General features: G+C 67.1%; 10 protein-coding genes. 8 read left to right on the top strand and 2 right to left on the bottom strand.

Features of this window, described 5'->3' with window-relative positions; translation table 11 throughout:
* Positions 1–1,133 (top strand): hypothetical protein (locus tag DM816_RS35675; protein WP_162908170.1); only part of this gene is annotated, 1,133 nt, incomplete at its 5' end.
* Positions 1,130–1,963, top strand: coding sequence for an ABC transporter ATP-binding protein (locus tag DM816_RS35670; RefSeq protein ID WP_117214918.1), 834 nt, complete (start codon positions 1,130–1,132; stop codon positions 1,961–1,963). The genes DM816_RS35675 and DM816_RS35670, both read left to right, overlap by 4 nt.
* On the opposite strand, the gene DM816_RS35665 is transcribed toward DM816_RS35670, so the two are convergent.
* Both DM816_RS35665 and DM816_RS35660 read right to left on the bottom strand, forming a co-directional pair.
* Positions 1,944–3,299 (bottom strand): cellulase family glycosylhydrolase, encoded by a 1,356-nt coding sequence (locus DM816_RS35665; protein WP_117214916.1) that lies wholly within the window; start codon positions 3,297–3,299, stop codon positions 1,944–1,946. The two genes, DM816_RS35670 and DM816_RS35665, sit on opposite strands and share 20 nt — an antisense overlap.
* 217 nt (positions 3,300–3,516) lie before the next feature.
* Positions 3,517–4,065: a snapalysin family zinc-dependent metalloprotease gene (locus tag DM816_RS35660; RefSeq protein ID WP_117214914.1), complete on the bottom strand. Its 549-nt coding sequence runs from the start codon at positions 4,063–4,065 to the stop codon at positions 3,517–3,519.
* Positions 4,066–4,263: 198 nt separating this feature from the next.
* Between DM816_RS35660 and DM816_RS35655 the strand changes: the two genes are divergently transcribed.
* The 6 genes from DM816_RS35655 to DM816_RS35630 all read left to right on the top strand — a co-directional run bounded on the left by DM816_RS35655 (position 4,264) and on the right by DM816_RS35630 (position 11,018).
* Positions 4,264–5,055, top strand: a complete 792-nt coding sequence (locus tag DM816_RS35655; protein ID WP_117214912.1) for a S1 family peptidase — start codon at positions 4,264–4,266, stop codon at positions 5,053–5,055.
* A 496-nt stretch (positions 5,056–5,551) separates the two neighbouring features.
* Positions 5,552–5,911: a CAP domain-containing protein gene (locus DM816_RS35650; protein ID WP_117214910.1), complete on the top strand. Its 360-nt coding sequence runs from the start codon at positions 5,552–5,554 to the stop codon at positions 5,909–5,911.
* Positions 5,912–6,039: 128 nt separating this feature from the next.
* Positions 6,040–6,471: a MarR family winged helix-turn-helix transcriptional regulator gene (locus tag DM816_RS35645; RefSeq protein ID WP_117214908.1), complete on the top strand. Its 432-nt coding sequence runs from the start codon at positions 6,040–6,042 to the stop codon at positions 6,469–6,471.
* Positions 6,472–6,479: 8 nt separating this feature from the next.
* Positions 6,480–8,627, top strand: coding sequence for an alpha-amylase family glycosyl hydrolase (locus DM816_RS35640; protein ID WP_117214906.1), 2,148 nt, complete (start codon positions 6,480–6,482; stop codon positions 8,625–8,627).
* Positions 8,628–8,637: 10 nt separating this feature from the next.
* Positions 8,638–10,389, top strand: coding sequence for a glycoside hydrolase family 13 protein (locus DM816_RS35635; protein ID WP_170318915.1), 1,752 nt, complete (start codon positions 8,638–8,640; stop codon positions 10,387–10,389).
* Positions 10,386–11,018: a PfkB family carbohydrate kinase gene (locus DM816_RS35630; RefSeq protein ID WP_425455315.1), complete on the top strand. Its 633-nt coding sequence runs from the start codon at positions 10,386–10,388 to the stop codon at positions 11,016–11,018. Before DM816_RS35635 ends, DM816_RS35630 begins: the two co-directional genes overlap by 4 nt.
* The last annotated feature ends 149 nt before the right edge of the window (positions 11,019–11,167 follow it).

Below are 11,167 nucleotides of genomic sequence, written 5' to 3'. Positions count from 1 at the left end.
GGCCGGCCGACCTCGCGCACCGCCTGAAGCCCGAGCCGGCCCGCCCGATCATGTTGAACGGCAAGGGTTTCACGCTCACCGCGACGCTCGCCGACCGGCAGCCGCCGCCGGAGATTCGGGTCCGCGTGCGCCTCGTTACCCCGCTTGGGTCGTCGAGCTCGAGCGAAACGGGCAGGCTCATGCCCGGTACCCACAAATATGAATTGAACGGGTGCGAACGCTGCCGGCTTGAGTCGCTGGAGTTCGTCGTGGCGTACGCCGACCGCAACGCCAAAATCGAATTGGTGATCGGCGAGCTGCGCGACGACTCAGGAACGGTGCTGTTCGATGCGAGCCGGGGCTGGTATCCGTCGGGCGTGGAGGTGAACCCGACGGCGCAAGGGATCGGCGTGTCGGTGAACGTGCCCGCCTCCAACGCCCGCATCTATCCTCTGGTGCTGCCGCGGGAGCTCCCGATGGCGGGAAGCGTCGCGCCGCCGAAAGAACTGGGCACCTCCGTGCGCTACGCCATCGCCGACGCCGGACGCCTTCCGCTTGTGCCCCGGCTGGGCAGGCATGGGCTGCTGATGGATTTCGAATACGCGATGAACGGCTTCTCTGAGGGCGGCGGCACGACGCTGGAGGTGTGGCTGACCGCGAACGCACCACCCGAGGTCGTCAACCGGCTACGCGCGGCCGGACTGGACATTGTGGACGATCACACGGCGCAGCAGCGGCGCGCTGTCCTCGGACGGCAGGCACCGGCCGCGGCCCTGCGGTTCGTCGTCGCGGCCGCGATCGCCTGGCTTGCGCTGGGCCTCGCCGGGCTGCTCGTCGCGGCCGCGTTCGAGCGCAATGCCGACCGGCTCACGGTGCTGCGCCCGCAGGGTGTCGGCCAGCGGTTGCTGCGCCGGGCGGCGCTTGGCAGCCGGCTGACGCTGCTCGGGTTCGCGTTCGTGTGGTCGATCGTCGCGTTTGGAATGACGTGGGGCGTCGCGTATGACATCCTGCCGCCGTTCCTCGACCGGTCATGGCCCGCCGCGCAGTTGCCGTTCGCCTGCCTCGTGCCGCTCGCGTTGCCCGCCCTGATCGCCGCCGTCGTCGTGTGCTGGGTCTCCGCCCGGGTGTCGTATGTCGAGGAGTTGCCGTCATGACTGGACTCGCCGTGGTCTGCCGCCGTGTCATGCACATCTATCGTTCGCAGGGCGGCGACGTGGTCGCACTGTCGGGAGTGGACCTGGACATCGCGGCTGGGCAGATGGTCGCGCTCGTCGGGCCCTCCGGCTCGGGCAAGTCCACGCTGATCGCCCTGCTGGCCGGGCTGATGCGGCCGAGCGCTGGGCGGGTCCAAATCGGACTGGCCGACATCGGCCGGATCAGCGACGCCGAGCTGGCCCGGCTGCGCGGCACCGACCTGGGCGTGGTGCTGCAGGGCGCGCGGCGCAACCTGCTGCCGTTCGCGACCGTGCTGAGCAACATCTGGCTCGCGCAGCGGCGCGCGGCTGCCGTCCGGCCCGGCGATCTGGAGCCGCCGGCCCGGATTCTGTCGCTGGTCGGCCTTGTCGGGCAGGGGCACCGCAAGGTGCGAGAGCTGTCCTCTTCGGAGCAGCAGCGGGCGGCGCTGGCGGTCGGCATGGCGGCTTCCCCCGGGCTGTTGCTGGTGGACGAGCCGACCAGTCAGCTGGACCGGGCCGGGCGCGACGAGGTGCTCGCGGCGCTGGAGGCCATCAACCGCGAGCGCGGCGCCACCATCGTCGTGGTGACGCACGACCCCGAGGTGGGCGAGCGGCTCGGCCGCGCGGTGACCATCCGCGACGGCAGGGTGGGCGCGGAGGGCCGCAACGGGCGGGAGTTCGCGGTCGTCGCCGGCGACGGATCCATCCAACTCCCGCCCGAGGTGCTCGAGAACTACCCGCCCGGCACCCTGCTGGTGGTCGAGCCGGGTCAGGACGGGGGCGTCACCATCAACTCGCCACGCACGTAGGCGTCGGGTTGTTGTTGACGCTGTTGTTCCACGAGCCGAGGAAGCCCCACGTGGTGCTCTGGCCAGCACCGAGGCTTCCGTTGTAGGAAAGATTGGTTGCGGTCACGGCACCGGACACGTTGGCGCCCCAGTATTGCGTGATGCTCTGCCCGTTGGCCCACGTCCACGTGACGCGCCAGCCGGTGATGGCGGAGCTGCCCGCGGTCACCCTCACCTCACCCTGGAAGCCGCCCTGCCACTGGCCCGTCTTCGTGTACGTGGCCGTGCACGTGCGGCCACCCGGGTTGGAAGGGCTGGTGCTCGGGCTGGGCGTCGGCGAGCGGGTGGGGCTCACGGACGGCGACGGCTGGTTGCCGTAGATGGTCGCCTGCCGCGAGGTGGCCCGGATTCCGTTGGCGCCGTTGAACAGCCGCTGACCCCACGAGGTCAGCTGGTTGACGTTGAAGTTGGTCACCTGGTCGAGGTATTCCACGCCGCCGCTGTTGCCGCTCCACGACCAGCCGAGGTAGCCGATGTTGCGCTGCACGGTCTGCGCCATGATGGTGTCCTCGTCCGGGTCGCCGTCGGAGTGGTTGTGCCCGAACTCGCCGACGATGAGCGGCAGCCCGCGGGTCTGGAACGACTGCAGGTAGTCGATGACCTCCTGCGCGGTGTTGAACACGCCATACATGTGCACGGAGAACAGCGTGTTGCGGTCCACGTCGCTGTTGAACACGGCCGGGGCGTTGTCGCGCATGATGAATTGCCAGTCCTGGCCCCAGTTGGGCGCGTCGACCACGAGGGTGTGGTCGAAGCCGGCGGTGCGCATGCGCCCGATGGCGTTGATGGTCGCCTGGGTCCAGCCCGACGGGTTGTTGTTGCCGTACGGCTCGTTGCCGATGTTTATCAGTACGTAGTTTTCCTCGCCGGTCAGCGCGGCCTGCACACTGATCCAGTAGTCGACCGCGCGGTCGAGGGTCCACTCGTTCTGCTGCTCGCCGTAGCCCGTGGTGTCGTGGTTCTCCAGCACGCAGATCAGGCGGTTGGTCTTGCACAGGCTGACCACGTTGCGCACGTCGTTGACGCCGTTGACCGGGGTCCACCGGCCGCCGCTGAGCACGACCCGCACGGTGTTGGCGCCCAGCGACTTGATGTTGGCGAACGAACTGGTCTGGCTCTGGTACCAGACGTGAGCGTGGCTGGTGCCGCGCATGATGAACGGGGTGCCGTTGGCCTCGACGAGCCGCCCGTTGGTGATCCGCAGGCCGACCGCGGCCTGCGCCGGTGCGACGATGAGAAACACGGACGCTGCCGTCAATGCGGCCGCGAGCGTGGCGATCAATAGCTTGGTTTTCATATTCACCTTCATCAAGAGCAGAGCAAAGGGGTGGGCAGATTTGGGACTGCCACCCGGCTCCCGATGGGTGTCTGTCGGCGCCAGACTAACACCGATGGGATGGCGGCCGGGGCACGCCGGACGCCTAAAATTGTTAAGTTGCAACTGAAATCGTTAAGTGCCGCGGTCAAGACGCCCGGTGCCGTACACCGGGGACCGGGCGTCTTCGCAGAAGCAATCAGAAGTCGACGAACACCTTCTCGGTCTGGTTGCCGGTGGCGAGGCTGCCGGCGAAGTTTGCCTGTACCTCGGACCGCTCGCGCGAGTTGGGGAACGCGTTGGTGCACGAGACGGGGGCGCTGCTGCCCGACATCAGGTCGGCGCACAGTCCGGTGCGGCGGTCGGGCAGGCCGAGCAGATGGCCGAACTCGTGCGCGGCGATCCGCGGCGGGTGGTAGCCCTGGTTGACCGCTTGCCGGCCCATGACCCAGCGCCCGTTGCCGAGCGAGGTCACATAGGCGCGCGGCCAGTTGTTGTCCACCGTCACGACGATGTTGCGCGGGCGTCCGGAGGTCCATCGCTCCAGGCGCACGTTGGTGACGCTGGCGTTCCAGTTGGCGGCGCCCTGGTGCACCACGTTGACGAATTCGCCGGCGGCGCTGGCGTCGTAGTAGAGCACCCGCACGGCGGCGCTGGCCGGGGCGGCGGCCACCAGCTGGGTCGGGATGACCGCGCCGATCGCCGCGGCCACGCCGACGACTGCGCGGAAGAGGCTACGTCTGTCCATTGAAGAACCTCCTTTTGGGGGGTACCGGTAGGCGCCACTCTTCCTATAGTTCTTCTAGATTTCAATACGTCGATGCTTGGAACAAGGTTTCTTCAGGCGAAGCCGTGCTCTTGCGCGGTTGGGGTCGGCCGCGGAGCGGTCCGAGCCCAACCGCGGCGGAAAACACAGCGTCGGTGCATAGCACTATGGGAGGTCACGATGCGAAGGCACATACTGGCACTCGTCATGGCGGTGGCGCTGATCCCGTTCACGCCTTCTCCCGCCGCCGCGCAGGCCGACGCGCCACAGGCGCTGCGCGGCACGGCCTGGGGCGACGGCGAGGTCTATGTGGACAGTACGGTGAGCGCGAGCCAGGTCCAGGCCATGCTTCGCACAGGGGTACGGGTGACGCGCATGCCGGGCCAGTTGCGCGTGCTGATCGCGGGCGGACAGGCCATCTATACGGGTAGTGCGCGGTGCTCGCTCGGGGCCAACGTGCGGCAGGGCAGCACATACTTCTTCGTCACCGCCGGGCATTGCACCAACGCGGGCGCCACGTGGTACGGGAATGCGACGCGCACGACGGTGCTCGGCACGCGCACGGGCACGAGCTTCCCGGGCAACGATTACGGGATCGTGCGCTACACCAACACGAGCGTGCCGCACCCGAGCGCGGTGCACACCTACCCCGGCACACTGAACATCGTCGGTCCCGGGAGCCCGGTCGTGGGCCAGACCGTGTGCCGCAGCGGCAGCACGACGGGCGTGCGGTGCGGCCAGATCACCGGGCTCAACCAGACCGTGAATTACGCGCAGGGTACCGTATATGGGTTGATCAGAACCAATATCTGCGCCGAGCCCGGCGACAGCGGCGGCCCCCTCTACGTCCCGTCCACCGGCCGCATCCTCGGCATCCTGTCCGGCGGCTCGGGCAACTGCACCACCGGCGGCACGACGTTCTACCAGCCGATCAACGAGATCCTTGCCACCTACGGCGTGACCATCCCATAGCCCGCGAATACCGCGACCAACGGGTTGGTGGCATCATGCGCTGATGCATACCAAGTCGATTCGCGAGTGACCTGCAGATTCAGCACAAATCCTTAATGCTCTACATTCATTCGCGAGGATTGAGGCGGAGATTGCACACATCCGGCGCTGCGGGCAGTCCACCCGTGATGCGGCTACAGTCATCACAGCGATCGGCCCGCCCGCTGCGGCCGATGCCGCGAGCATGGCGCTTCCGGGCTCCCTCGTCGCGGCAGTCATCCCCCTGGTCGCCGACGCATGGCGCGAAGAGCTCGCCGCGGGGCCGGCCCGGCGCGGCCGAGCTTGAAGTGGTGGAGGGTCCATAACCGGTGCCCGCCTTGGGGGTTTCGGCGGTCACCGCAGCGGGCACCTTAGCAGGGTGTTTAGCAGGCCTCTTTCCGCGATCCTGCTCGTTTTCGCGGTGGCCGCCAGTCTTGGTGGCACCGCGCCCGCTCCGCCCGCCAGCCAGGATACGGGCATGATCGCTCTCCTCAACGAGAAACGCAGCGAGGCGGGCTGCCCGGCGGTCGGCAGCGATCGTGCGCTGGCCGCTGCGGCGCAACGACATGCCAACGACATGCAACAGAACGGCATCCGCAATCACATCGGCTCCGACGGAAGCACCGCGCAGCAGCGAATCGCCGAGGCGGGGTTTGCCGGCTCGGCAACCGGAGAAATCGTCTATTGGAGTACCGGAGGCGGCGCGCACGAGGCGGCTGCCGCGTGGATGGAGAGCCCCGGGCACCGCACCGTGATCCAGGATTGCGGCTTCACCCTCGCCGGCGCGGCCGAGATATCCGCGGGCGGATACGTCGCGGTGGTCGACTTCGGGGCGTGATCCTGATCGACCAGCCGCTCCCGCGGTTGTAAGAAGTTTCAAGTCTTGCAAATGATCCTCCAGCCCGCTAGCGTGAGTTTGTTTACCGGTAAACAAATCGACGCACCCCAATCGAGAGCGGGCCGGGCATGGAGGACATCTACCGCAACCTGCAGCGGATTTATGTGCTGCTGGACGACGGTGACCGGCGCGCGCTGCGGGAGGTGGGGCTCAGCGCGTCCCACCACAACCTGCTGCGCCTGCTGGGCACGGACTCCGACGAGGGCCGCTCGGTCAGCGAGCTGGCCCGCGTCCTGCTGTGCACGCGCGGCAACGTCACCCGGCTGGTGCAGCGGCTCGCCGAGGCGGGCCTGGTCACGACCGGCCCCGGCCCGGCCGATCTGCGCCTGGTCCGGGTGCATCTGACTCGGCTCGGCCAGAAACGATTGGCGGCCGCCGACGCGGTGCTGCAGGAGGCCAACCGCCGCCGCTTCTCCGGCCTGTCAGCCAGGGAGCTCGCACAACTCCGTGAGCTGACGAGCGATCTCGTGGACCAGCTGATCAAAGACAGAGACGGCTAGGAGTCACCGTGTCCAAAAAGTCGCTGGCGGCCCTGCTCGGGGCCGCGCTGGTGCAAATCGTCCCGATCGCGGCGCACGCCGACGCCCCCGTGAGCAACCGCGCCAGCCTGAAGTCCGACCTGTGCTACCAGGTCGCGACCGACCGCTTCTTCGACGGCAACACAGCAAACAACAACCCGGCCAAGAGCCCGGGGCTGTATGACTCGGGCAAGTCCAACTGGAAGATGTACTGGGGTGGGGATTTCGCCGGCATCAACCAGAAGCTCGACTACCTCAAGGGCATGGGCGTCACCTCCATCTGGATATCGCCGCATGTGGACAATGTGGACGGTCTCGTCACCTACGGCGGGGTCGCCAACACCGGCTATCACGGCTACTGGGCCCGTGACTTCAGGGTGACCGAAGAGCACTTCGGCACGTTGGCCGAGTTTGACGCGCTCATCGCGGCCGCACACGCCAAGGGCATCAAGATAGTGATGGACTGGGCACCCAACCACACCTCGCCGGCTGACGAGAGCAATCCGGGCTTCGCCGGCAACGGGCGGCTGTATCACAACGGCACGCTCATGGGCGGGCTGACCGGCGACACCAACGGCTACTTCCACCACAACGGCGGCATCACCAACTGGGATGACCGCTATCAGACCCAATATCTGAACCTGGCCGACCTGGCGGACCTCAATCAGCACCACCCGACGATCGACGCCTATCTGAAGGACGCGGCCGACTATTGGATGAACCGCGGCGTGGACGGCGTGCGGGTCGACGCGGTGAAGCACATGACGGCCGGGTGGCAGCGCTCCATGGCCGACCGGTTCCAGGCCAACAAGGACACATTCCTTTTTGGAGAGTGGTATCTGGGCAGCAAAACCGATCCGCTCTATGAGGACAGTGTGCGCTTCGCCAACGAGAGCGGCATTTCGGTGCTCGACTTCTACCTCAACATCGCCATGCGCGAGACATTCGGGTCGACGGGCACGATGCAGAACCTGGATGCCGCCATTTCCAAAACCGCGAGCGATTACCGGTACCCGGAAAATCTCATCACTTTCATCGACAACCACGACATGTCGCGGTTCCTGACCCTGCACAACAACAACACCCGGCTGCATCAGGCGCTGGCCTTCATGCTCACCGTGCGCGGGACGCCCTGCGTGTACTACGGCACCGAGCAATACCTGCACAACGACACGTCCGGCGGCGGCGACCCCTACAACCGGCCGATGATGCCGGGATTCAGCACGACGACGACCGCCTATCAGGTGCTCAACAAGCTGTCCTCGCTGCGGCAGGACCAGCCGGCGCTGGCGTGGGGCACGCACCAGCAGCGCTGGATAAACAACGACGTTTACGTGTATGAACGGCGTTACTTCAATGATGTGGTACTGGTTGCGATCAACAAAGGTGCGTCCGGACAGTCACTGACGGGGCTCCACACGGCCCTGCCCGCGGGGTCCTATTCGGACAAGCTGACCGGCCTGCTCGGAGCCGGCAGCATATCGGTGAGCGCCGGCACGGGCGGCAACAACCCGGTCGCCGCGTTCACGCTCGGCGCCGGTCAGGTGGGCGTCTGGTCCTACAGGGCCGCCGAGCCGAGTGCGCCGACGATCGGGAGTGTCGGGCCGACCGTGACCCGCGCCGGGCAGAAAATCACGGTAGAGGGGCGCGGCTTCGGCACCACGGCCGGGACCGTGAAGGTGAACGGCGTCAACGCGACGACCGTGAGCTGGTCGCCGAACCGGATCGTGGCCACCGTGCCGGCCACGGCCGCCGGCACGCGCGCCGTCACTGTCACCACATCCGGCGGGGTGTCCAATGGGTACAGTGTGAATGTCTTAACGGGGGCGCAGATCCCGGTGAAGTTCACCGTCAACAATGCCTCGCCGACGGCTTGGGGCGACCACATCTACCTCACCGGCAGCGTGTTCGAGCTGGGCAACTGGTCGACCAGCCGAACTGTCGCGATCGGACCGATGCTCGCGCCCAACTACCCCAACTGGTTCACGACCGTGGCGCTGCCCGCATGCACGACCGTGCAGTTCAAGTTCATCAAGATTACCTCGGGTGGCGGGGTCACCTGGGAGAACGGCGCCAATCACACCTACGCCGTGCCATGCTCGGGCGTGGGCAGCACCACCGTCAATTGGCAATACTGAGAGGAAATCAATGCACCTGCTGGACCAACCGCACCACGATGGTTCCCCGCTGTATGTCTCGAACGGCGCGCCGAAGCTCGATGAGCTCGTCACGGTCCGGGTGCGGGTGCCGGCAGGTGTGACCGATGTGCACGTCCGGGTGGTTGTCGACGGCGAGCCCATCTTCGTGCCGTCCAGTGTGGACGGTGACGGCTGGCGGAGGGCGACCATCCGGGCGCACAATCCGGTGACGCGATACAGGTTTTACGTCCAGCGGGCGGATGCGCCGCCGGTGTGGCTGACCGCGGCGGGCGTGGTGAAGCACGACGTGCCCGACAGCACGGACTTTCGGTTGGTTGCGCATGAAGCGCCGCCGCAGTGGGCGGGCGATGCGATTGTTTATGAGGTGTTTCCCGACCGGTTCGGCAAGACGTCCGAAAAGGACGCTCCCGATTGGGCCATCCCGTGCGACTGGGATGACGATGAGGTCGAATACGACACGCCTGCGACACCGCTGCAGTTCTTTGGCGGTGATCTGGATGGGATCACCGAGCATCTCGACCACATCGAGGCGCTGGGGGCGAATACCATCTATCTGCGCCCGGTGTTTCCGGCGCGGTCCAACCATCGTTACAACGCGACCACGTTTGACCGCGTGGATCCGCTGCTTGGCGGTGATGCGGCGTTGCAGCGGCTGTCCGATGCCGTGCACGCCCGTGGCATGCGCCTGATCGGCGACATTACGACCAACCACTGCGGCGACGACCACGAGTGGTTTGTCAAAGCCCGCGCCCTTCACAAGGAGCGGGAGATGTTCTATTTCGACGCCGACGGCGGCTACGAGGCGTGGTATGGCGTGCCCAGCCTGCCCAAGCTCAACTGGGGCAGCGCGCTGGTGCGGCAGCGCATGACCGACGTCATGCTGCGCTGGCTCGACGTCTACGACGGCTGGCGGGTAGACGTGGCCAACATGACCGGCCGGTTCGGGGCAGACGACCACAACGCCTTTGTTCAACGGGAGTTGCGCCGGGCGATCGCCGAGAAGCGGCCCGACGCGCTGCTGCTGGCCGAGCACACCCACGACAGCACGGGCGACCTGGACACGGGAGGCTGGCAGGGCACGATGAACCAGGCCGGGTTCACCCGCCCGGTGTGGGCGTGGCTGCGGGGTGACGAGTGCGATCTGCCCAACTTTATCGGCGTGCCGGGCGGCGTGCCGCGCCGCACGGGCGGACAGGTCGTGGCGGCGATGCGCCGGTTCGCCGCGCAGATGTCGTGGAGTGCGCTGACGCATTCGTGGCAACTGCTCGACTCGTTTGACACGGCGCGGTTCCGCACGGTGTGCGGGTCACAGGAGCGGCATCTGGTGGGCTTCGGGTTGCTGGCGACACTGCCGGGCACGCCGATGGTGTGCGCCGGGTCGGAGTGGGGTTTGACGGGAAATGTAGGCGAGCACGCCCGCACACCCATGCCATGGGAGCGACCGTCCGATCGCGACGATGAGATGTTTGAGGCGTGCCAACGGTTGTTGCGGTTGCGTTCTGCTGAGCCGGCACTGCGGCACGGAAGCCTGCGCTGGGCGTTCGTGGGCGATGACGCGCTGGTGTTCCTGCGTGAGACGGCCGACGGTGGCTCGCTGCTCGTTTCGGCGACTCGTGCCGACACGGAGCCGATCGCGCTTGCGCTCAGCGGGCCGTTGACCGGGGTCTACGAGGCGTCCGATCTCGACGGTGACATCGTCCTGCCCGGTGACGGGCCCGCTTTCCGGGTGTGGCGGCTATGACCGATGTGCTCGTGCTCGGCGGGTCGGGTGTGGACACGATTGTCTATGTGCCCGAGCTCCCGCTCCCCTACTCGGACAGCTATCAGGTGCCGGCCATCGAGATGCGCGCCGGGCAGAGGGGCGACAATGTCGCGTTAGGACTGTCGGCGCTGGGATTCACTGTCGTGCATGTCGATTTTCTGGGCGACGACCACGAGGGCGGGCTTGTCGCTACTCTGCACGAGCGGCATGGCGTGCCGCTCGTGCGCGTGCCGACTCCTGCCGGGACCAAGCGGGCCGTCAACCTGGTCGGCCCCGACGGGCGGCGACTGTCCCTTTACGACAGCAGCCGCCGCGACGACGCCGGCCGCTTCCCCGATGATCTGCTCAAGACGGGCACGCGGCAACCCGGCCGTGGATTCCAACGGTGCCGGCGACGCGTTCGTCTCCGGGTTTTTATTCGGGTACCTGACCGGCCACACGATCGCGTCGAGTGTCCAGTTTGGAGCTGTTGCGGGAGCGCACGCGTGCACCGTGCCGGCCGCCGAGGTTCACCCGATCGACCGTGCCACGCTGCTGATGAGGTCGCGCGGGTCGGCGTGACTGGCGTGGCCGTCGATGCCGGTCGTGGTGGTGGCGTCGCGCAGTGAGTTGGGCAGGACCACTTCGACGCAGTCCATGATCGCGGTAAACGGCGGCGCGCCGACTACGACGCCCAGGGCGCGCGCCGGATGCGGTACCTGCTCCATATGGAGCATTCTTACCGCATGACTCATTCCACCCCGGCCGTGTGGGACGG

Origin of the sequence: Allorhizocola rhizosphaerae (assembly GCF_003426775.1) — a bacterium.
Lineage (GTDB): Bacteria > Actinomycetota > Actinomycetes > Mycobacteriales > Micromonosporaceae > Allorhizocola > Allorhizocola rhizosphaerae.
Note: the sequence above shows the minus strand (reverse complement) of the source record. Positions and strands in the feature narration are given on the sequence as shown.

Bases quoted from the DNA above. Each gene is read 5' to 3' on its own strand.
- DM816_RS35655 (WP_117214912.1), top strand. From the start codon at position 4,264: ATGCGAAGGCACATACTGGCACTCGTCATGGCGGTGGCGCTGATCCCG.
- DM816_RS35635 (WP_170318915.1), top strand. From the start codon at position 8,638: ATGCACCTGCTGGACCAACCGCACCACGATGGTTCCCCGCTGTATGTC.
- DM816_RS35630 (WP_425455315.1), top strand. From the start codon at position 10,386: ATGACCGATGTGCTCGTGCTCGGCGGGTCGGGTGTGGACACGATTGTC.
- DM816_RS35660 (WP_117214914.1), bottom strand. From the start codon at position 4,065: ATGGACAGACGTAGCCTCTTCCGCGCAGTCGTCGGCGTGGCCGCGGCG.
- DM816_RS35650 (WP_117214910.1), top strand. From the start codon at position 5,552: ATGATCGCTCTCCTCAACGAGAAACGCAGCGAGGCGGGCTGCCCGGCG.
- DM816_RS35665 (WP_117214916.1), bottom strand. From the start codon at position 3,299: ATGAAAACCAAGCTATTGATCGCCACGCTCGCGGCCGCATTGACGGCA.
- DM816_RS35645 (WP_117214908.1), top strand. From the start codon at position 6,040: ATGGAGGACATCTACCGCAACCTGCAGCGGATTTATGTGCTGCTGGAC.
- DM816_RS35670 (WP_117214918.1), top strand. From the start codon at position 1,130: ATGACTGGACTCGCCGTGGTCTGCCGCCGTGTCATGCACATCTATCGT.